Annotated in this window: 19 protein-coding genes, 1 tRNA gene and 1 pseudogene; 7 read left to right on the top strand and 14 right to left on the bottom strand. The window is 67.4% G+C overall.

Features of this window, described 5'->3' with window-relative positions:
• Positions 1 to 52 precede the first annotated feature (52 nt).
• The 6 genes from QN315_RS14630 to QN315_RS14605 all read right to left on the bottom strand — a co-directional run bounded on the left by QN315_RS14630 (position 53) and on the right by QN315_RS14605 (position 3675).
• The gene (locus QN315_RS14630) at positions 53 to 313 is read right to left on the bottom strand and encodes a twin-arginine translocase TatA/TatE family subunit (RefSeq protein ID WP_176641096.1); all 261 of its coding nucleotides are present in this window, start codon (positions 311 to 313) and stop codon (positions 53 to 55) included.
• 149 nt (positions 314 to 462) lie between these two features.
• Positions 463 to 966, bottom strand: coding sequence for a CHAP domain-containing protein (locus QN315_RS14625; RefSeq protein WP_323990025.1), 504 nt, complete (start codon positions 964 to 966; stop codon positions 463 to 465).
• Entirely contained in the window at positions 963 to 1652 is a 690-nt protein-coding gene (locus tag QN315_RS14620) for a RecX family transcriptional regulator (RefSeq protein ID WP_323990024.1), read from the bottom strand. Before QN315_RS14620 ends, QN315_RS14625 begins: the two co-directional genes overlap by 4 nt.
• Before the next feature lie 68 nt (positions 1653 to 1720).
• Positions 1721 to 2413, bottom strand: a complete 693-nt coding sequence (locus tag QN315_RS14615) for a hypothetical protein (RefSeq protein ID WP_323990023.1) — start codon at positions 2411 to 2413, stop codon at positions 1721 to 1723.
• An 89-nt stretch (positions 2414 to 2502) separates the two neighbouring features.
• On the bottom strand, positions 2503 to 2628 hold the full coding sequence (gene ykgO, locus QN315_RS14610) for a type B 50S ribosomal protein L36 (RefSeq protein WP_012223099.1): 126 nt from the start codon (positions 2626 to 2628) through the stop codon (positions 2503 to 2505).
• Between the two features lie 66 nt (positions 2629 to 2694).
• The gene (locus QN315_RS14605) at positions 2695 to 3675 is read right to left on the bottom strand and encodes a hydrogen peroxide-inducible genes activator (protein ID WP_323990022.1); all 981 of its coding nucleotides are present in this window, start codon (positions 3673 to 3675) and stop codon (positions 2695 to 2697) included.
• 131 nt (positions 3676 to 3806) lie between these two features.
• On the opposite strand from QN315_RS14605, the gene QN315_RS14600 reads away from it, so the two are divergent.
• From QN315_RS14600 to QN315_RS14590, 3 genes are all read left to right on the top strand, one after another.
• Positions 3807 to 4349, top strand: coding sequence for a peroxiredoxin (locus QN315_RS14600; RefSeq protein ID WP_323990021.1), 543 nt, complete (start codon positions 3807 to 3809; stop codon positions 4347 to 4349).
• Between the two features lie 195 nt (positions 4350 to 4544).
• On the top strand, positions 4545 to 5087 hold the full coding sequence (locus QN315_RS14595) for a carboxymuconolactone decarboxylase family protein (RefSeq protein WP_323990020.1): 543 nt from the start codon (positions 4545 to 4547) through the stop codon (positions 5085 to 5087).
• 138 nt (positions 5088 to 5225) lie between these two features.
• Positions 5226 to 5302 (top strand) — tRNA-Asp (locus tag QN315_RS14590).
• Positions 5303 to 5621: 319 nt separating this feature from the next.
• On the opposite strand, the gene QN315_RS14585 is transcribed toward QN315_RS14590, so the two are convergent.
• The 7 genes from QN315_RS14585 to QN315_RS14555 all read right to left on the bottom strand — a co-directional run bounded on the left by QN315_RS14585 (position 5622) and on the right by QN315_RS14555 (position 13121).
• The gene (locus tag QN315_RS14585; protein WP_176639952.1) at positions 5622 to 6365 is read right to left on the bottom strand and encodes an ABC transporter ATP-binding protein; all 744 of its coding nucleotides are present in this window, start codon (positions 6363 to 6365) and stop codon (positions 5622 to 5624) included.
• 4 nt (positions 6366 to 6369) lie between these two features.
• Positions 6370 to 7233 carry an ABC transporter permease gene (locus QN315_RS14580; RefSeq protein WP_323990019.1) on the bottom strand — a complete coding sequence of 288 codons (864 nt, stop codon included), beginning with the start codon at positions 7231 to 7233 and terminating at the stop codon, positions 6370 to 6372.
• A gap of 185 nt (positions 7234 to 7418) precedes the next feature.
• Complete coding sequence (locus tag QN315_RS14575) at positions 7419 to 8534, bottom strand: PQQ-dependent sugar dehydrogenase (protein WP_323990018.1); 1116 nt, start codon at positions 8532 to 8534, stop codon at positions 7419 to 7421.
• Positions 8535 to 8636: 102 nt separating this feature from the next.
• A complete protein-coding gene (locus QN315_RS14570) occupies positions 8637 to 9122 on the bottom strand; it encodes a low molecular weight protein-tyrosine-phosphatase (RefSeq protein ID WP_323990017.1) in 486 nt (161 codons plus the stop codon).
• Between the two features lie 93 nt (positions 9123 to 9215).
• The gene (locus QN315_RS14565) at positions 9216 to 10556 is read right to left on the bottom strand and encodes an FAD-dependent oxidoreductase (protein WP_323990016.1); all 1341 of its coding nucleotides are present in this window, start codon (positions 10554 to 10556) and stop codon (positions 9216 to 9218) included.
• A gap of 10 nt (positions 10557 to 10566) precedes the next feature.
• On the bottom strand, positions 10567 to 11574 hold the full coding sequence (locus QN315_RS14560) for an alpha-E domain-containing protein (protein WP_408904642.1): 1008 nt from the start codon (positions 11572 to 11574) through the stop codon (positions 10567 to 10569).
• A gap of 35 nt (positions 11575 to 11609) precedes the next feature.
• Complete coding sequence (locus tag QN315_RS14555) at positions 11610 to 13121, bottom strand: circularly permuted type 2 ATP-grasp protein (RefSeq protein WP_323990013.1); 1512 nt, start codon at positions 13119 to 13121, stop codon at positions 11610 to 11612.
• A gap of 261 nt (positions 13122 to 13382) precedes the next feature.
• Here QN315_RS14555 and QN315_RS14550 point away from each other — a divergent pair, with 261 nt between their 5' ends.
• Positions 13383 to 16826 carry a transglutaminase family protein gene (locus tag QN315_RS14550; protein ID WP_323990012.1) on the top strand — a complete coding sequence of 1148 codons (3444 nt, stop codon included), beginning with the start codon at positions 13383 to 13385 and terminating at the stop codon, positions 16824 to 16826.
• A gap of 13 nt (positions 16827 to 16839) precedes the next feature.
• On the opposite strand, the pseudogene QN315_RS14545 reads toward QN315_RS14550, so the two are convergent.
• Positions 16840 to 17591: pseudogene (locus QN315_RS14545) on the bottom strand (IS5 family transposase).
• 344 nt (positions 17592 to 17935) lie between these two features.
• On the opposite strand from QN315_RS14545, the gene QN315_RS14540 reads away from it, so the two are divergent.
• The 3 genes from QN315_RS14540 (at position 17936) to QN315_RS14530 (ending at position 21494) form a co-directional block, all read left to right on the top strand.
• Positions 17936 to 18382, top strand: a complete 447-nt coding sequence (locus QN315_RS14540; RefSeq protein WP_218064200.1) for a GNAT family N-acetyltransferase — start codon at positions 17936 to 17938, stop codon at positions 18380 to 18382.
• 260 nt (positions 18383 to 18642) lie between these two features.
• Positions 18643 to 21003 carry a TonB-dependent receptor plug domain-containing protein gene (locus QN315_RS14535; protein WP_323990011.1) on the top strand — a complete coding sequence of 787 codons (2361 nt, stop codon included), beginning with the start codon at positions 18643 to 18645 and terminating at the stop codon, positions 21001 to 21003.
• The gene (locus tag QN315_RS14530; RefSeq protein WP_323990010.1) at positions 21003 to 21494 is read left to right on the top strand and encodes a GAF domain-containing protein; all 492 of its coding nucleotides are present in this window, start codon (positions 21003 to 21005) and stop codon (positions 21492 to 21494) included. Before QN315_RS14535 ends, QN315_RS14530 begins: the two co-directional genes overlap by 1 nt.
• Positions 21495 to 21535: the final 41 nt, after the last annotated feature.

Genomic DNA, 21535 nt, shown 5'->3' with positions numbered 1-21535 from the left:
GTCTGGCTCTCGTCTCGTCCTTGTCAGGCCCTCTCGCAGGCCCCGCCACGCGTCACGGCGTGCCGGAGGAATGCCCGCTGCCCGAGAAGCTGGCGTCGCGCTGCGCGCCGGCGGCGGGATTCGGCGGGGCGATATGGCCCGTCGGCCCTGCGGCGGCGCCTTCGGCGGGCTCGTCCTCGGCCATGTTCTTCTTGAACGATTTCATGCCGCGCGCAACGTCGCCCATCAGCGTGCTGATCTTGTTGCCGCCGCCAAACAGGACCAGCACGACCGCCAGCACGATCAGCCAGTGCCAGATGCTCAAGCTACCCATTACACATCCCCGTTTCCGCGCCGCGACGCTGAAGTGCCCTTGAATTCCAAATTCCGGACCGTCCGCTTTTTGGAGCGGCATACCCGAAACGCTCCATCACATGGCCCCGCCGGGCGCGTCATGCAAGCGGCCTCTTACCCCCGCGCCGCTCAGGCATCCGGTGACGGACGCTCCGGCAGGTCGCGCGAGATGAAGCCGTATGTCGGATAGACGCTTTTGCCCATGCTGTGAACCGGCTGCCACCAGACCCGCACGGCGGACCAGTCATTGCGGCGCGACACGTCGACCACCGGCACCCCGTGATCGATCCGTCCGGGCACCCAGTTGGCCTGGTCCACCAGGATCGCCCGCGTCCCCTCGACCTGCCGCACCACCGAGACATGTCCGTCCGGCAAGCGCCCGGTGGCGCGGAACACCAGCACCGCGCCCGGGCTCGGCATGCTGGAATGGGCATAGCGCCCGGCCGATTGCCGCCACCACCCGGCCGCCGCCCCCTGCAACTGCAACCCGGTGACCGACCGGGCATAGGGCGCGCATTGCAGCCGCCCGTTCCAGCCCCCGCCCCCGCACGCCGCCAGCGGCACGGCCGAGACCAGCGCCAGCCAGCGCGCCCCGGCCCATGCCGGCCACGATGCCGCAAGGCGCCCCGTCACGCCGATTTCATCCGGATGATCCGGTCCTCGGCTTCCGCCGGGTCCATGTCCAGCGCCGCCTCGGCCACCGCGCGGCCGAAACCCGCGCGCGCCATCGCCTCCAGCACCAGCCGCCGGCGCCGCACCGCGGCTTCGGCCGCCTGCCCCGACTCCGCCTCGCCAGCCGGCTCCGCGTCGCAGGGCGGCGCGAACGGGCCGGCGCGGCGACGGCGGGCAAAGACCAGGGCGGCGGCCAGTTCGGTATCCCGCCCCTCGCCGCTCCGCGCACCCAGCGCATCGTCCAGCACGGTTTCGGCCAGGTCCCCCGCCACCCCCCGGGCCGCCAGATGGGCCTCCACGGCGCGGCGCGACCGGCCGGTACGGGTCAGCGACCGCGCCCGGGATTGGGCGAAGGCCGCATCGTCCACCGCTCCCAGATCGGCCATGTCGCGCACCACCGGGGCGATGTCGTCCAACGCCCGGGCCAGTTGCGCCGCGACATCCTCGGACGGCAGGCCGGCGGAAGCCGCGCGGCGGCCCCAGCGCTGGACCTGCCGTTCCAGCACCTGCCGCAACCCCGCGCTCGTGGTGCCGAAACGCGCCAGATGGGCCAGCGCCGCCGCGCGCAGCGCGGCGCGATCGGGCGCGGGCGCGACCGGCCGCGCCCGGTCGCGCGCGGTCTCTCGCCATGCGGTGCGCTCCGTCATGGCGGAGATGATGGCACAGAATGTCCGAATGGCGACAGGGGGTGGACGCGCGGATGAAGCAAGCCGCGTCAGGTCGGCTGGCCGAAGGCCCGCAGCCGCAGCCGCTCGGCATGGGCATGGCCGCCCTCGATCATCGGATCCAGCGCCATCGCGTGCTGCCACGCGCGATAGGCCGCCTGCCAGTCGCCGCGCTGCTCCTCGACCACCGACAGCACCTGCCAGGCCACGCCATCATTCGGGTCATGCTGCAGCGCGCTGCCAAGATCGGCGATCGCGCCGTCCAGGTCACGGGCCGCCAGCCGGGCCTGCGCCCGGTCGCGCCACAGGATTCCAACCTCGGGCTGCAGCACCAGGGCATCGTCCAGGTCCTCGACCGCATCCACCGGCTTGCCAGCCGCCAGATGCCCCTGGGCCCGCCGCAGCAGCAGCCGCGTGGTCGGCGACAGCGGCCGCAGCCGCACCTGCTCGATCCGCACTTCCAGTTCGGCGGCAAGGGCGCGCGTGTTCGCACGAGCCAGTTCGGCCACCAGCAGCGCCAGGTCCACCTGCCCGGGAACGGCCTTCCCCGGAACCGCCTGGCCCGGAGAAACCTGGCCGGGGGAAACCCGATCAGGAGAAACCTGGCCGGAACCCGCCTTCCCGGCGGGCGGGGTCATCACCGGGGCCTTCTGCCCGGCCGGCGGAGCCGCGGCCCGCGACGGGCACAGGCCCGCTCCCAGCGACAAGGCCAGGACACAGGCGGCGGGCAGGCGCAAACACATACGCCCGCGTCCCCGACCGGTCATTCGGCCAGGAACGCGGGCATGCGCGTCGTGCAAGAGAAACCGTACGGCCAAGGCCGTCCGGACAATCAGCCCTGGCGGGCCTTCATGCGCGGATTCTTCTTGTTGATGACGTAGACCTTGCCATGACGACGGACGACACGGCAGTCCTTGTCACGCACCTTGGCCGACTTCAGGCTGTTTCTGATCTTCATGACCTGATCCTCATTGGCGGCTTGACACCGCGAAGACGCGCCGAATACCGGCCCGGATGCACAGAGTCAACCGCGCAGTCCCGAAAAATCCCGACTTTCCCGCCCTTCCGGGCCATTTTTCGCCCCTTGCGCCTTCCCCTCCGGCGGACGGATATGCGGGGCCAGCAGACGGAAATCGGCGGCGCGCGGCGAACGCGGACGCCAGGCCAGGCCGATGGTGCGCCAGGCCTGGCAGCCCGTGACCGGCCGCACCACGACCGGCAGGTCGCGCAATATGCCCGATTCCACCGCCAGGCGCGGCAGCAGCGCGATCCCCAGCCCGTCCGCCACCATGTCGATCAGGGTATGGAGCGAGGTCACGACGAACTCCTCCTCGCCCTCGGTCGTCGTCCAGCCCCGCTCCTGGCGGCACAGCGCCAGCGTCTGGTCGCGCAGGCAATGCCCGTCCTCCAGCAGCACCATGCGCTCGGCGGCGATCCGTGCGACCGGAATCGACTCGCACTGCGCCAGGGCATGGCCGGCCGGCAGCACCAGCATGAATTCGTCGCGCCACAGCGGGAACGTCTCCGCCCCCTCGCAGGGACAGGGCATGGCCAGCAGCGCCAGGTCCAGCCGGCCCAGCGCCAGCTTGTCCAGCACGTTGCCGGTCACGTCCTCGTTCACCGACACGCGGATCTGCGGAAACTGCCGGCGCAGGCGCGCGACCAGGCCGGGCACCACGAACGGGCCGATGGTCGGAATCACCCCGATACGCAGCAGCCCGCTCATCGGCGCGCGCGAGGCATCGGCCACGTCCTGCACCGCCTGCAGCGAATCCAGCGCGAAGCGCGCCCGGGCCGCCACCTCGTCGCCGATCGGGGTGAACACCACCCGCTTGCCGACATTGCGGTCCAGCAACTGGACGTCCAGTTGCCGTTCCAGCGCCAGAATCCCCGCCGACAGGGTCGATTGCGTGACCGCGCAGGCCTGGGCTGCCCGTCCGAAATGGCGCAATTCGGCGAGAGTAATAAGGTAGCGGAGTTGCTGGGCCGAGGGCAGTGGTGTCATCGATCCCTTCGATCATCCGGATATAAATTATTCATTGGCATGATATCGCCTTCGGCGCTTATAGAATAGCCCACACGGCGCGGACCGCATTGCGGCGCCACGCCAGGACCATTGATGCAAGGAGCATGCTGATGCTGACGATCGGTGACAAATTCCCCGCATTCGACCTGACCTCCGTCGCCGGTGGCGCCGCGGGCCTGACCGGCGAATTCGTGCAGATCTCGGACAAGACCGACGAAGGCAAGTGGAAGCTGGTCTTCTTCTGGCCGAAGGACTTCACCTTCGTCTGCCCGACCGAAATCGTGGCGTTCGGCAAGATGGCCGGCGAGTTCAAGGACCGCGACACCGTGGTGTACGGCGTGTCGATCGACAGCGAGTTCGTGCACCTGAACTGGCGCCTGCACCACGAGGACCTGAAGCACCTGCAGATCCCGATGCTGGCCGACATCAAGCGTGAACTGTCCGACGCCTGCGGCGTGCTGTCGGGCGATGCCGGCGTGGCCTATCGCGCGACCTTCCTGGTCGATCCGGACAACATCATCCGCCATGTCAGCGTCAACGACCTCTCGGTCGGCCGCAACCCGCAGGAAATCCTGCGCATCCTCGACGCGCTGCAGAGCGACGAGCTGTGCCCCTGCAACTGGAAGCAGGGCGAAGCCTTCCTCAAGGTCTGATCACCTTGGCCGGTCCGGCCCCCGGGCCGGACCGGATTCCGCCGGCGCCCGCCGGCGGGGGCATGGCCCGCACCCACGCCCCATCCGGCACGGCCGGACATATCCATCCTTTCCGAATCCCCTCCATCCGCGTCGCAACGTGACGGGCCGGCCGGCCGGTCGCGAACCGCGCCGCACAGCAACAGGGCCCTGGCCATGTCGATCGACTCGCTCAAGGAACGCCTTCCCGACTACGCGAAGGATCTCAAGCTCAATCTCAGCTCGCTGGCGAACGACATCACGCTCACCCCGCAGCAGCGGGCCGGCACTTTCGTGGCGTCGGCGCTCGCCGCGCGCAACGCGGACGTGACGCGCGCCATCGTCGCCGAATACGAATCCGTCCTGACGCCCGAGGCCCTGACCGCCGCCAAGGCCGCCGCGGCGATCATGGGCATGAACAATATCTATTACCGCTTCGTCCACATGGTGGGCGGCGACTACGCCCAGATGCCGGCCCGGCTGCGGATGAACGTGATCGGCCGCCCGGGGGTCGAGAAGCTGGATTTCGAACTCTGGTCGCTGGCCGTCTCGGCGATCAATGGCTGCGGCATGTGCGTCGAAAGCCATGAAAAAATGGTCCGTGACGCCGGACTGACCACCGAACAGGTCCAGACCGCGGTCCGCATCGCCGCGACCGTGCATGCCGTGGCCGCCACCCTGGACGGCGCGGCGGCGCTGGGCGACGCGGGCGCCGCCTGAAAGCCCACCTGTTTCCCGCTTCCGGCGGCGCGAATCATCGCGCCGTCATTTTTTCCGGCGGAACCTGTTGCCAGAATCGCCCGCCTTTGTTAATTCGCCCTCCACGAACGGATGCGGGGCCGGAAACCCCGCGCCGCTGCGGGTGTAGCTCAGTTGGTTAGAGCGCCGGCCTGTCACGCCGGAGGTCGCGGGTTCGAGCCCCGTCACTCGCGCCATTCCCCGAAAATCCTGAAAATATCGTCCCGGAAATCGCCGGAGGTTGCTTCGACAGCCCCGAGCCTGACCGGACATGTGGGCTAGAGCAGATCCCATTCAAACGGAATCGTTTGAATGGGTGAAGATGCTCGATAAAATAACGACATAGAGCATTTCCACTGAACCGGTGTTCAGTGGAAATGCTCTAGTGAGCGAGAGCGGCCCGACAGGGCCGCGCCCGGCGTGTGTTTCCGAGCACCGGAGCGGAGCGGCCTGGATGGCCGCGAGCACCGGAGCACAGGAAACGCGCGCAGGATCGCCTCCAGCGCGCATGTCCGGTCAGGCTCGGCCCAGATAAGCTGGCAGCACTGTGCCCGGCGGCCCATCCATGCGGATCCGCCCCTGGTCCATCCACAGCACCCGCGTGCACCAGGTCGCCAGGATCTCCGCCTGATGGGTCGAGACCACCAGGATATCCGCCTCTTCGATCATCCGTTCCAGGCGCGACTGCGCCCGGCTCAGAAAGGCCGCGTCGCCCGCCAGGAACCACTCATCCATCAGCAGCACCTGCGGCCGGCCGGCGGTGGCCAGGCCGAAGGCCAGGCGGATCTGCATGCCCGAACTGTACGAACGCAGCGGCAGGTCCAGGAACGGCCCCAGCTCGGCGAAGGCCGAGACGTCCTGCTCCACCCCGGCGATGGCGGCGGAATCCAGCCCCGAATACAGGCCGCGCAGGCGGATATTCTCCCGCCCCGTCAGTTCCGCGACCATGCCCAGATTCGTATCCAGCAGCGCGCCGATCCGCCCGCGCACGCTCACGCGCCCGCCCACCGGCTCATAGATCCCCGCCAGCGCGCGCAGCAGCGTGGTCTTGCCCGCGCCGTTCCGGCCGATCAGCCCCAGCCGCTCGCCGGGCCGCACCGAAAAGCTCAGTCCGTTGAGCGCGCGCACCACCACGCGGTCGCGCGCATCATGGCCCAGGCGCCCCGACATGGCGCGCCCCATCCGCTTGCGCAGGCTGGCGGCATTGCCGTGATACAGGGGAAAGGCGATCTGCAGATCGCTGACATCGATTCCGGCCATGGCGTCAGACCCAGTATGCCAGCCGCGACCGCAGGCGCGCGAACAGCAGCAGCATGCCCACCCACAGCAGCACGCTGTACGCCAGCGCCGCCACCCAGGACGACAGCGCCGCCGGCGCGCCCAGCAGCGGGGCACGGATGATGTCCAGCAGCGCATAGAACGGATTGAACAGCAGGAAACGCGGATCGACCGTCACCAGCCGCGCCTCCCACAACACGGGGGTCACGAAGAAGGCGATCGTCATCAGGCTCGACACGATGGGCGGGATATCCCGAAAGCGCGTCCCCACCACCCCCAGCAGCAGCGACAGCGCCAGGCTGTCGATCCCCCACAGCGCCACGGCCGGCAGCGCGCCCCCCAGGTGGGCCGGCACCACGCCGCACAGCGCGAAGACCACCACGATGACGATCACGTTATGCAGCAGGATCAGACTGTTGCGCACCAGCGCCCGCAGCGCGTGCAGCGTAAAGGGCAGGCGCGCGGCCTGGATCAGCCCGGCGGCACCGGTAAAGATCGTCGCCCCGTCATTGGCGACCCCGCTGACGAACCCCCACAGCACCAGCGACACCGCCAGGAACGGCACATAGGTGCGCATGTCCATGTGAAACAGCAGGCCATAGATCGGGCCCATGGCCGCGACCATCACGGCGGTGGAGAAGGTCAGCCACAACGGGCCGAGCAGCGAACCGCGATAGCGCAGCTTGATATCCACCCAGCCCAGCGCCCAGCCCAGCCGCCACATCGCCAGGCCCCGCCCGATATCGGCCAGCGCCTGTGTCAGATAGCCGATCCCGGATTCGGGCATCAGGTCCAGCACGCAGTCCGCGCCCGATCCGTTCGTTCCGGGGCTTCCGCCGGTCTCCGCCATCGCTGCTCCTTACCGCCCCTGCTCCGTGCGTGCCCTGGAGGCTGCTTCAGAAGCCCTGGGCATCAGAAGCCCTGAGCATCAGAAGCCCTGGGCATCGGAGCACAGAAAACGCGCGTCGGATCGCCGGTCGCAGGGCTTCTGAAGCAGCCTCTTAGACAAGGCGCCGGACGGCCGCAAGGCGCGCCCTACCGGGCGCCGCGCGCCGCGCCGTCATAGGTCACGCGATAGATCGCCCCGGCCAGGTCGTCGCTGACCAGCACGCTGCCATCCGCCAGGGGCTGCACATCCACCGGACGCCCCCAGGGGATCTGGTCCTGCTGGAACCCGTCGAGCAGCGGCGCATAGGACGCCACCCGTCCATCGGCGCCGAAACGCACCGTCATGACGCGATAACCCGCCAGCCGGCTGCGGTCCCACGACCCGTGCTCGGCGATCAGCAGCGCGCCCCGGTATTCGTGCGGAAACATCGCCCCGTCATAGAAGCGCAGGCCCAGCGCCGCGACATGCGCCCCCAGCTTCAGTACCGGCGGCGTGAATTCGGCGCAGCCATGCAGCCGGCCGAAGACCGGATCCGGCACGTCGCCCTGATGGCAATAGGGATAACCGAACGATTCCCCGGCATGGTCCAGCCGGTTCAGCTTGTCGCTGGGTACATCGTCCCCCATCAGGTCGCGCCCGTTATCGGTGAACCACAACACGAAACGGCCCGGCTGTCCCAGGCTCTGCCCAAGGTCGTGCCCAGGGTCGTGCCAAGTCAGGCCGACGCTGTTGCGGATACCCCAGGCCACATCCTCGCGCCCCGTGCCGTCGGGATTCATCCGCATCAGCTTGCCGAACCGGTGCCCGACATCGCAGATATTGCACGGTGCCCCGATCGGCACGTACAGCTTGCCGTCCGGGCCGAAGGCGATGAATTTCCAGCCATGGTCGCCCGCCCGCCAGGGCAGGCCGGACACCGCCACCACCGGCGCGGGCGGATCGTCCAGCCGGTCCTCGATCCCGCGCAGCACCAGGATGTCGCGCGGTTCGGACACGTACAGGTCGCCATCGCGAAAGGCGACGCCCACCGGCATGGTCAGGCCGCGCGCCACCACCCGCACCCGTCCGGCCCGGCCGCCCGGCAGCAGCGGCACGGCATAGACGGCCCCGGCGGACATCGACCCGACGAACAGGGTGCCCTGCGCCCCGATCGCCATTTCCCGCGCCGAAGGCACCCGGTCGGTCAGCACCGCGACATGAAAGCCCGGCGGCAGGCGCAGCCTGTCGACCGGCGGCGCCGCCCGCGCCGCGGCCGGCATCATGGACAGAAGCAGGGCCGACAGACAAAGGGCCGACAAAAAAAGCGCAGGCGGAAAAAAGGCTCGCCGAAGAACGGCCGGCGGCCGCAACACGCGCCCCATGGTTCAGATATCCCGGGGCGGGGCACCGGCCAGCGCGCGCGCCAGCGCCTCGGCCCCCTGCGAGACAAGGTCCCATGTGGTCTCGAAATCCCGGATCCGTCCGTAATACGGGTCGGGCACCGGCCGGCCGGCATGGCCCGGCACATGATCCAGCAGCAGCGACAGATGCGCCGTGGCGTCGGGCGGACGGCGCGCGCGCAAGGTCCGCAGATTGTCGTGATCCAGCGCCAGGATGTGGGTGAAGCGGCGGAAATCCTCCACGGTCACCGCCCGGGCGCGATAGCCGGAAATATCGATCCCGGCCTGGCGGGCCACCGCCTGCGCCCGCCGGTCGGGCGGATCGCCCGCGTGCCAGTCGCCGGTGCCGGCCGAATCGATCCGGACATCCAGCCCATGCCGCGCGGCCGCCGCGCGAAACGCCGCCTCGGCCAGGGGCGAGCGGCAGATATTGCCCATACAGACGAACAGCACGGCAGGACGGGAGACCATTGCGCGCTACGCTCCTTTCGGCGGACGATTTCGGCGGCAGGCGGCGGCGCCGATGATGGCCGGGACGGCCCGCGCTGTCGAGCCGACCCGTCGTCAGGCGCCCGCGCGCGAACGCTCCCCCGAACGCAGACGCGACAGCGCGTCGGCCACGCGCCCCTGCAGGATCTTGGCCGATACCCCGATCGGCCATGCGCCGTGGCATGCGATCGGGCGCAACGCGCCGGGCGGCAGCAGCATCTCCTCGGCCGCCGCCGCCAGCGCGCGGCGGGCGATCTCGCGCCCCAGCAGGGTCGCCATGGCGATGCCGCGCCCGTTATAGCCCACGCAGGCCAGAATGCCCGGCAGGGGTTCGTGCCAATGCGGATAATGGTCCAGGGTCACCGCCACCCGGCCGTTCCACCCATGGGTCCATGCCACATCGCTCAGGAACGGCCACAGCCGCAGCGCATGGCGCTTCAGGAACGGAAACGCATCGGGGCCGCTCCGCTCGCCGCACTGCGAACGGCCGCCGATCAGCAGCCGCCCGGCATCGTCGATCCGGTAATAGGTGGTGATCTCGCCCAGCTCGTACAGCACTTCCCGCGCCGCCAGGATGCGCGCGCGCGCGGCCTCCGGCAGCGGCGCGGTGGCCAGGATCGCGCTGGACACCGGCACCACCGACCGGCGCAAACGATCCCACAAGCCATCGGCATAGCCGTTGGTGGCGAAGACGACCCGCTCGGCCCGCACCGAACCGTCCCGCGTGCCGACATGCCAGCATCCCCCGATGCGGCGCACCGACAGGGCCCGGGTGCCGCCATAGATCCCCGCCCCCCGGCGCATCGCCGCCTCGGCCAGGCCGCGCGCATAGCCCAGCGGGTTGACCTGCCCGCCGCGCGCATCCAGCAGGCCCGCCCGGTAATGGGTGGCGCCGGTGCGCGCGGCGATCTCCGCCCGATCCAGCCAGACAACCGGACCGCCCCGCGCCCGGCACTCCTCGGCCAGTTGCCGCAAGGCGGGCACCTGGTCGTCGGCCGTGGCCGCGCGCAGCGTCCCGCCGCGCGCCGGCGCGCAATCGATCGCATGACGCGCGATCAGCTCGAACACCAGGTCGGGCGCATTCCATGCCGCCCGCGCCAGCCGGCCGCCACGTTCGGGGCCGAAATCGCGTTCGACCTGCGACGGCGGCGGTTTCAGTCCGGGATTGACCTGCCCGCCATTGCGGCCCGACGCCCCCCAGCCGGGGACATTGGCCTCCAGCACCGCCACGTCATGCCCGGCCTCGGCCAGATGCAGCGCCGCCGACAGCGCGGTGATCCCGCCGCCGATCAGCACGGTGCCGACCGCGATATCGGCGGCCAGCGCCGGGGTCGGCGCCGCCGCACGGGCGGTCTCGGCATACAGGCTGGCCGGCAGGGGGCGCCCCGCCCCGGCCGTCACGCCATTCCCCGACATCACGCCACGCTCAGCCCTGGGACTGCCCCTGCGCAGCGGGGCCGGCGGCGGAAAGGGCGGCCGGCACGACCGGCGGCCAGAAAGCCTGCGCGATCTCGTTCTGCACAAGCTGCAGTTCGCGCTGCACCCAGTCCAGAAATTCGTGCAGCCCGCGCAGGATGATGTCCTTGATCGTCTGCTCGGCCAGCGTGGCGCGCAGCTCCTCGACCCGCTCGGCCACCGCATAGCCGTTCTTCAGCCCGTAATCGGTCCGCAGATGGCCGATCGCCCAGTGCAGTTGCCGCAGGCTGGTCGAAAGCGAACGGGGAAATCCGTCATTCTTCAGCAGGAACCCCGCGACATTGGCCGGCGTCATGTCCCCGGGCAGCAGGGTGCGGCGAAAGGCGTGATAGGCGGCGGCCGAGCGCAGCACCGCGGCCCATTGGCCGAGATCCAGCTCCGACCCCACGCCGGCGACGCTGGGCAGCAAGGTATGATATTTGATGTCGATCAGCCGCGTGATCTGGTCGCCGCGCTCCAGGTTGCGGCCGATCAGATAAAACAGCCAGGCCTGGTCGCGATAGAACGTGCCCTCGGTAATCCCGTGATGGGTCTGGCAATCCTGCTTCAGCCGAGCGCAGAGGCTGGAAAGATTGGCCGAGCGGATGTCGCTGGCGCCCAGCCCGCGAATCCAGTTGGTGAACACGTTCAGTTGCGTCCACATCTCCGTCGAGATCAGCGGCCGCAGCGACCGGGCATTCTCCCGCGCCGCATGGGCGATCGAAACGATGGAGTTCGGATTCTCACGGTCGGTGACATAGAATCCGACGACGTTCTCCTCCGACGCCGTGTCGTGGCGGGCGAAAAACCGCTCCTCGTCCGCGTTGATCTGGATGATCGACAGCCAGCCGCTGACCGTGCTGCGCGTGCGCACGAAGGTTTCCGTCACGTCGATCAGGCGGGCCAGGTTCTCGATCCGCTCCATGTAGCGCGCCAGCCAGATCGTGCATTCGGCATAGCGCGAGAGCAGGTTGGGCATCGCGCCGCCCGGCGACGCATCGACGATGATTTGGCTCATGACGCCAGCACCCACGTATCCTTCGACCCGCCGCCCTGCGAGGAATTGACCACCAGCGACCCCTTGCGCAGCGCCACCCGCGACAGTCCGCCCGGCAGCACCCAGGTCGAACGCCCCGTCACGGCGAAGGGGCGCAGATCGACGTGCCGCGCCTCGACGCCCGCCTCGCACAGCGTCGGACAGACCGACAGGTCGATCACCGGCTGGCTGATATAGTTCGATGGATCGGCGATCAGCTTGGCGCGGAATTCCTCGATCTCCAGCGCGCTGGCATGCGGACCGATGATCAGCCCATAGCCGCCGGATTCACCCACCGGCTTGACGACCAGCCGCTCCAGGTTGGCCAGCGTATAGGCCAGCCCGTCCGCCTCGGCGCAGATATGGGTCTCGACATTCGACAGGATCGGCTCTTCCGACAGGTAATAGCGGATGATGCGCGGCATGTAGGCATAGACCGCCTTGTCGTCCGCGACCCCGGTGCCCACCGCGTTGGCGATGGTGACGTTGCCGCGGCGATAGGCGTCGATCAGCCCAGGCACGCCCAGCATGCTGTCGGGATTGAAGACCGCGGGATCCAGAAAATCGTCGTTCAGGCGGCGATAGATCGAATGGACCGGCCGCAGCCCGGCGACCGTGCGCATGAAGACGCGGCCGTCCTCGACCACCAGGTCGCGCCCCTCGACCAGCGGCACGCCCATCTCGCGCGCCAGGAAGACATGCTCGAAATAGGCCGAATTATAGATGCCCGGCGACAGCAGTACCACCTGCGGGGCATCCACGCCCTGGGGCGCCACCTCGGCCAGCGCCTGGCGCAGCCGCGGCCCGTACTCGTCGACCGGCATCAGGTCCAGCCCGCTGGCCAGGTCCGGCATGCTGCGCAGCATCATGTGGCGGTTTTCGATGACGTAGGACACGCCCGACGGCGTACGGGCATTGTCCTCCAGCACCAGGAACCGTCCCGCCCCGTCCCGCACCAGGTCGGTGCCGTTGATATGGACATAGACGCCGCCCGGAACGTCCAGCCCCTCCATTTCCGGCCGGTAATTGGCATTGCCCAGCACCAGTTCGGCCGGGATGATCCCGTCGCGCAGGATCCGGCGCTCGTGATAGATGTCCCACAGGAAATGATTGATCGCCGCGACCCGCTGCCGCACCCCGCGATCCACATGGTCCCACTCGGCCGCGGTCAGCACCCGCGGAATCAGGTCGAAGGGCAGGATCCGGTCGATGGCGTCCCGGTCGGAATAGACGGTAAAGGTGATGCCCAGGTTATACAGGTCGGCCTCGGCCGCCAGGGCCCGCTGGCGCAGTTCGCCCAGGCCGAAATGCGCCAGCCTCTCGCGGATCACCGCCACGCCGCCAAGGGGGCCGCCCAAGGGGCTGTCAGGGGGGGGGCCGTCAGGGGGGGTGTCCCGGCGGTTCATCAATTCGCAGAAAAATTCCGGCGTGTCGTAGGAAACGAACAGGCCCGCCCCCGGCTGCGCGTTGCGCTCTGTCAGGTCGCTCATTGTCCCGTGCTCTCCCCGGCATGAGGGGAGATCAGGCGCGAAGGATTCATGTCCACCCACCTGCTGGTCCGATTTCCAGACAGCCAAGCAAGAAAACGGGCCGCCGCCAAGGGCCAATCGGCACGCTCTCGACAGTGCGATCATTTCGGAGCCGGATGCTGTGAATTTTGGGTATTTCCCCTGTTCGCGGGCGGCCGAGCTGGTCTACCGTCACCGGACCGGAACAGGTCCGTCCGGAAGATCACTGACCAAGGTCGATGCATGACCCTGCATGTCGCGCTGACACATCGCACCCGCTACAGCTACGACCGTCCGGTCTCGCTGGGACCGCAGACCATCCGGCTCCGCCCGGCGTCCCATGCCCGAACACCCGTCCTGTCCTACGCGCTGCGGATCGAGCCGAAACCGCATTTCATCAACTGGATGCAGGATCCTTCGGGCAACTACCAGGCGCGGGTCGTCTTCCCCGAGCGGATCACCCATTTCGACGTCGCGGTCGATCTGGTCGCCGACATGGCGACGATCAACCCGTTCGATTTCTTCCTCGAGCCCCAGGCCGAACAATGGCCCTTCGCCTATGACCCCGTGCTGGCCGGGGAACTGGCGCCGTACCGGGTCCGCGAGACGCCGGGACCCCTGCTCGCGACCCTGCTGGACGGGATCGACCGCACGCCCCGGCACACCGTCGACATGCTGGTCGCGCTGAACCAGCAGATCCAGCAGCGCATCGCCTATGTCGTGCGGATGGAACCGGGTGTCTGGACGCCCGAGGAAACGCTGGAACGCGCCTGCGGCTCCTGCCGCGACAGCGCCTGGCTGCTGGTACAGATCCTGCGCCACCTGGGCTTCGCCGCCCGATTCGTCTCGGGCTATCTGATCCAGCTCGTGGCGGACCAGAAGCCCGTGACCGGCCCCGAGGGCCCCAGCGCGGATTTCACCGACCTCCATGCCTGGGCCGAGGTCTATCTTCCCGGCGCCGGATGGATCGGCCTGGACGCCACGTCCGGCCTGCTGACCGGCGAGGGCCACATCCCGCTGGCCGCGACCCCCGAACCCGCCTCCGCCGCCCCGATCACCGGCCTGATCGAGCCATGCGAGACCGAATTCGATTTCACGATGTCGGTCACCCGCGTGCTCGAGACGCCGCGCACCACCCGCCCCTATGACGACGCGCAATGGCAGGCGATCCTCGCGGCCGGCCGCGCGGTCGACGCGACGCTGCAGGCCGGGGATGTCGGCCTGACCATGGGGGGCGAGCCGACCTTCATCGCCGCCGCCGACATGGACGCGCCGGAATGGAACGTCGATGCGCTGGGCCCGACCAAGCGGGCCTATGCCGGGCGGCTGCTGCGCCGCCTGCTGCCGCTCTGGTCCGGCGGGGCGGCGATCCAGCACGTGCTGGGCAAGCATTATCCCGGCGAGCAATTGCCGCGCTGGGCGCTGCTGTGCCATTGGCGCCGCGACGGCCAGCCGATCTGGACCGACCCGGCGCTGCTGGCCTCGGACGATGACCGCGACGACGCGACCGAACAGGACGCCGCCGCCTTCTGCCGCGCGCTGGCCGAACGGCTGCAGGTCGATCCCGGCCTGGTCAGCCCGGCCTATGAGGACATCCACTATTATCTGTGGCGCGAGCACCGCCTGCCCGCCAACGTGATCGTCGAGGACGCCAAGCTGCGCGATCCGCTGGAACGCGAGCGCCTGGCCCGGGTCTATGGCCACGGGCTGAACATGCCGGTGGGCAGCGTGCTGCCGCTGCGCGTCGTGGTGCGCGACGGGGTACGGCGCTGGCAGTCCGGGCGCTGGTTCTTCCGCGGCGACCTGATGTTCCTGGTCCCGGGCGACGCGCCGGTCGGCTTCCGCCTGCCGCTGCAAAGCCTGCTCTGGGCCGAGGACGGCAGCATCGACCAGGATATGGCGCGCGACCCGTTCGCGCCCGTCGCGCCGCTGCCGCCCCATCCGGGCCTGGCCCGCCGGGCCGGGCCGGCCGGCAACGGCCCGCCGGAATGGATGCGCCAGGGCGTTCCCAGCAGTGTTCGGGGCAATGTTCCCAGCAGTGTTCCGGGCGGCATTCCGGGCACGGCGGAACCCGAACTGTCCGACCTGCCCGCCCTGCCCCCTCATCCCGGTGGCGGCCGGATCGGCCTGGACCGCGCGATCGCCGAGCATCTGGTCGCGGTCGGCCGCGAAGAGCCCGAACTGGTGCGGACCGCCCTCGCGGTCGAGGCCCGGGGCGGCATCCTGCACGTCTTCTTCCCGCCCCTCTACGCGGCCGAGGACTGGCTGGATCTCTGCGCGGCGATCGAGGACACGGCCCGCGCCTTCGGCCGCAAGGTGGTGCTGGAGGGCTACCAGCCGCCGCGCGACCCGCGCCTGCTGAATTTCTCGATCACGCCGGATCCCGGGGTGATCGAGGTGAATGTCCACCCCGCCGCCAGTTGGGACGAGCACGTCGCCCGCAGCCAGGAACTGTACGAACAGGCGCGGCAGGTCGGGCTGGTGGCCGAGAAATTCATGGTCGACGGGCGGCATGTCGGCACCGGCGGCGGCAACCACGTGGTCATGGGCGCCGCCCGCGCCGGCGACAGCCCGTTCCTGCGCCGGCCCGACCTGCTGAAATCGCTGCTGGGCTTCTGGCACAACCATCCCGCGCTGTCCTACCTGTTCAGCGGGCTGTTCATCGGCCCGTCCTCGCAGCACCCCCGGGTGGACGAGGCCCGCGGCGACAGCGTCGCGGAACTGGAAATCGCCTTCGCGCAGGTGCGGCCCGACCAGCCGACGCCGCCCTGGCTGACCGACCGGCTGTTCCGCAACCTGCTGGCGGACATGACGGGCAACACCCACCGCACCGAATTCTGCATCGACAAGCTCTATGCCCCCGAAAGCAGCTCCGGCCGGCTGGGGCTGGTGGAATATCGCGCCTTCGAAATGCCGCCCCATCACCAGATGGCGGCGGCACAGATGCTGCTGATGCGCGCGGCGGTGGCGGCCTTCTGGAACCAGCCCTATGACCGGCGCCTGGTCCGCTGGGGCACCCGCCTGCATGACGATTTCATGCTGCCGCATTTCGTCCGCCAGGATTTCGAGGACGCGATCGCCGAACTGCGCGCGCTGGGCGCGCCGCTGGATGCGGCCTGGTTCGCGCCGCATTTCGAATTCCGCTTCCCCGAAATCGGCACGATCCCGCTGCTGGGCATGACGCTGGAACTGCGCCACGCGCTGGAACCATGGCACACCCTGGCCGAGGAACCCGGCTCGGGCGGCACCGTCCGCTATGTCGACAGTTCCGCCGAACGGGTGCAGGTCCGCGTCTCGGGCTGGGTGGACGAACGCTACGTGCTGGCCTGCAACGGCGTGGGCATACCGCTGACCCGCACCGACCGGCAGGGCGAATATGTCGGCGGGGTACGCTTCAAGGCCTGGAACCCGCCCAGCGCCCTGCACCCGACCGTGGGCGCGCAATCGCCGCTTGTCTTCGACGTGTATGACGGCTGGACCGGCCGCAGCATCGGCGGCCTGACCTACCATGTCGCGCACCCGGGCGGCCGCAATTACGAAACCCGGCCGGTGAACGCGAACGAGGCCGAGGCCCGGCGCCGCACGCGCTTCTTCCCGTTCGGCCACACGGTGGGCCCCATGGCGGCCCCCGTACCCGCCCGCTCGCTGGAGCAGCCGCGCACGCTGGACCTGCGACGGTTCGCCTAGGGTCTGTGGGGATTTAACGTGAGTTGATGACACCTGCGGCGAGATATATCATCGCCTCGAAGCTCCGGTCGGTTTTGCAGGCTCGCATGGCGATGCGCTTGAACTCCTTGAGTTTGCAGAAGAAGTTCTCGATCAGGTGACGCCATTTGTATATCTCTTCGTCAATGGCGCGCGGGTTCTTGCGCTGTGACCGTTGTGAGATGACGACTTTCGCTCCTCGCTGGTCGAGTTCTTCGATGATCCAGTTGGCATCAAAGGCCTTGTCGCCCAGCAGGGCTTCGAAGTTGATGCCATCGATCAAAGGGGCGACGCCGATCGTGTCGTAGCGGTTCCCCGGTAGCAGTTTGAAGCGAACAAGGTTGCCCAAGGCATCGGTCAGGGCCAGGATCTTGGTCGTTATCCCGCCTTTGGAACGACCAATGGCCTGGCTCTGAGTCCCCCTTTTGCGCCTTGGCCGTGCCGGTGGACCTTGACGATAGTGGCATCAACCATAGCGTATTCCATGTCGGGGTCTCCCGACAAGGCATCAAAAATCCGCTTGAAAACATCGGCTTCGCGCCAATCACGAAACCGACGGAATGCCGTATTCCAGTTGCCGAATGTGGCAGGAAGGTCCCGCCATGGGCTGCCTGTTCGGACAATCCAAAGAACCGCCTCAATGAATAGCCGGTTGTCGCGGCCACTGCGTCCGGGATCAGACAGCTTACCCAGGCAATGCGGTTCTATCTTCGCCCATTGGGCATCGGTCAGTACTAAGCGATCCATCCAGAGGGTGAATCACATCTCCGCTAAAATGGGAATCCCAAATCCCCACAGACCCTAGTGTCCTGATTCCGAAATTCGCAAGCGAATTTCGGAATCGAAAGGACACTAGAATCAATATTTTAGTGTCCTGCCCGAGAAATTCTCATAAGAATTTCTCGGGCAGGACACCAGAGCAAGTCCCGTTCAAACGGACTCGTTTGAACGGGTCAAGATGCGCTCTAACGGGGGTGGAGACGCAGGGCGCTGCCCTACACCCGGAACGGGATAATCGTCCCCTTCACCCCCGGGTTGGGGAAGAGGATACGGAAGCTTGCATTCCCGGATTCTCCCAGCCAGACAAGAGAATGATGACGATTTTCATACGTGATGGTGTCGCCGAAGACAGGCCGGCCCTGCGCGAACTGTTTCTACGTTCGCGGCGTGAAACCTTTGCATGGCAACCGGAAAGCGCATTCGCCCTGGCCGACTTCGACGCGCAGACCGACGGGGAAAGGCTGCTTGTCGCTTATGGACAAGGGGGACGGCTTGCTGGTTTCATGTCGCTCTGGGAGCCGGATGATTTCATCCACCACCTGCACGTGGAACGGTCATATTTTCGGCGCGGCGTCGGCCGGGCGTTGTTACGCGCGCTGCCGGGCTGGCCGGCGAAACGCTACCGGCTCAAGTGCCTGCTCGCCAACCAGCCGGCGATGGCGTTCTATCGTGCTTGCAACTTCGTCGAGATAGGCACCGGTTCGGCGCCCGAAGGCGATTACCTGCTGCTCGAATCGAGCGGCAATCATGACCAGTAACCGGCCGTCCGCCTACTGTAGATGGGGGGGGGAAAGGCATGGGACCGCATTGCGTGCATTGGACATCTGAGTCGCGATTGGTCAGGACGTTTCCTTCGCACTGAAGCCATTCGGGCGCGGCTGCAAAATTACGCCCCGATCGTGGCGGCGCACTGAACAGGCCCACGCAAAAACGAACCGACTCGTATGTTTTTAGTTGCGATATCGATTCGTAGGGCGATAATGACGCGAACCACCCCCTCGCCAAGGCAATCAGCACAATGCGCAAGATCGTCTCCAGCCCCGGTATCCTGCTCTGCGCCACGGTGCTGACGCAGGTCGCTCCCCCTGTTTCCGGGGCGCTGGGGGCGCCCTCCAAGGCCGCGCACGGCGTGGCCAAGAAACCGGCATCCGCCTCCCTGCAGCAAGACCCGGAAGAAATACAGGTCAGTGCCGCGCGAACCCTCGCCGGTGGGCTCATGAAGCGTCAGCATGCACCCGAGGCGACAAACTCGATCAGCGCAACGGCCATTCAGCAGCGCGGTGCCGCTTCGTCGCCATTGCAGATCGCGGCGTCCCTGCCGGGCGTGAATTTCGGCTCCTCGGACGCTTATGGTCTGTCGGTCCGAAACAATATTTCGGTGCGCGGACTCGATTCGACGGAAATGGGCTGGACCATCGAGGGGGCGCCCGGGGTCGATCAGGCCTATTACTGGCCATACACCGAGACCTGGGCCGACAACGAGAACATTTCCGACATCACCCTGATCGCCGGCACATCGCGCATCAATGATCCCGTTCAAACCGCATCCGGTGGCGAACTGATCGAATCCGTCCGCGACCCGTCGCGCCGCCGCGGGGCCATGGTGGATTACAGCTACGGCTCATTTCGCGGACAGCGTGTCTTCGTCCGCGCCGATAGCGGCGGGATCGGTCATTCCGGCATCAGGCTGTTCGCGTCCTACGCGCGGGCGGCTGCGGACAACTACACGGGCCCCGGACGCAACACGCGCGATCATGTGGATTTCAAGGCGGTCAGGGAATGGGGTGACAGCGCGAAATCCTCGCTCTTCATCTCATATTCGGATTGGGACAATGCCCGCCTCGCGCCCTTCACCCTCGCCGGTTGGGAGGCATCGAACACGGCCAGAGACAATTTCTCCCAAAATACCTATGCATCGAATTATCTCCCCGGAAAGACCACGAATTACTGGAAATCTTACGTATACAACCGGCAGAACGTTCTCCTGTCATGGCAGAACGAAGTCGCGCTTGCCGAAAATCTGAGACTGCACATCACGCCGTATTTTCACTGGACGCAGGTGGACAGCCCTGGCCAGACGACCATCAACAGGAATGCTTTCTACTTCGGCGATCAGAAGGTCGATCCGGGGCTTCCGAGCGCCGTTACGCCGGCAATGGTTCATTCCAACCAGACGCAGTTCGCAACCGGCGTCAACGCATACGTGCAATACGACCCGACCACCACGAACCACCTGATCGCCGGGTACTGGTACGACCATTGGAACATGGAGCAGGTCGGCGGCTACACGCCGCTCGACTCGGACGGCAATTCTCCCAACGCTTTCGGCAAATACGTCCTCCGCGCGCCAAACGGGGCGATCTATACCGGCAACCATTTCCAGGAAAGCTCGCAGATCAACGAATTCTACGTCTCCGACACGCAGAGCCTGTTCCATGATCGGGTCAAGCTCACGGCCGGGCTGAAGGCGATGATGTATTATCTCTCCGGCACCAACGAGCTGCCGGGCGCGCCCTATCATTACTCGTCGGCGATCACGCAGCCGATGCCGCGCGTCGCAATGTCCTGGCAGGTGAACCGGCAGGTCCAGCTCTACGTCAACGGCACGACGAACACGCGGCCGCCGGTGACGTTGAGCACCTATCCGACCTCCTTCAACGTCACGACGGGCAAGGTGACGTCGGCGGGGAATCCCTCCGCGCGCGCCGAATACAGCATCGGCGAGGAAATCGGCATGCGTTATCATGGCATGTTCGATTTCGACATGGCGCTGTTCAACATGAACTTGACGAACCGACAGCTCGTGGCGCTGACCTATCTGAACGGCGCACCCGTCCAGCAGGCCATCTCCGCCGGCGGCGAGACGATCCGCGGCGTAACTGCCGAAGTGGCGCTCAAGCCGTTCCTGGGATTCTCGCCCTATGTGAACGGCCAGTACCTCGATGCCCGCCTCGACAACAACCTCGCCGTAGGACGCGATCTCCTGCCGACGAAGGGGCGGACCATGGTCGCCAGCCCGAAATTCATCACCACGCTCGGCGTCAATTACACGCGCGGCCCGTTCTTCGCCAACCTGACGTTCAAATGGGTCGACAGCCAGTATGCGACCTTCATGAACGACCAGTCGATGCCCGCCTACAAGACGGTCGATCTCGGACTGGGCTATCGTCTGCCGAACATGGGCATGCTGCACAAACCGAGCATCCGGCTCAATCTGGCCAATCTCTCCGATGTCCCGTATCTGAGCCAGGTCGCCGTTATCCAGCCGAACGCACGGATGACGAAGGGGATCTACGGCACCACGATCGCCGGCAACACCCCCTCCTATTATGTCGCCGCGCCGTTCTCGGCGATGGTGACGGTGGGGGCGGAATTCTGATGCGATCCGTCGCCGGCGTCCTGCGCGCCTTCGCGGATGCGCCGCAACCCGATACGGGCTTCTCGGCTCTGATGGCGGCCTTTTTCGAGGATCCGGGATATCGGCTTGCGACGATCCTGCAGCACGATCCGGAAGCGGCCCTTTGCCGGCGCGTCTGGACGAACGACCCGGCCCGCTATCCGATCGGCGGGGCGAAGCCGGTGGCAGACGCGCCCTGGGCCCAAGCCGCGCTGTTCGAGGCGCGCATCTTTCATGCTCCGGACGAGGATGCGGTGCGGGCGGCCTATGCGGACCACGCGATCATCGCATCCCTCGGTTGTGCGAGCGCCGTCAATTTCCCGGTGCGCTGGAACGGTACGGTGATCGGCACGATCAATCTGCTGCACGACGCCCGCCATTTCGTTTCCGTCGATCTCAGCGGTTTCGAAACGCTCGTTCAGCTCGCAACGGCGCCGCTGATCGCCCGCGGCCCATTGGCGGCGTACGGATGACCGGGCGCCCGGATGAGCTGGCGCACGGCGGCTTGGCGGGA

This window comes from Nguyenibacter sp. L1 (assembly GCF_035199985.1).
GTDB lineage: Bacteria > Pseudomonadota > Alphaproteobacteria > Acetobacterales > Acetobacteraceae > Gluconacetobacter > Gluconacetobacter vanlangensis.
The sequence above is the reverse complement of the archived record's forward strand: the minus strand, read 5'-3'. Positions and strand labels throughout refer to the sequence as shown.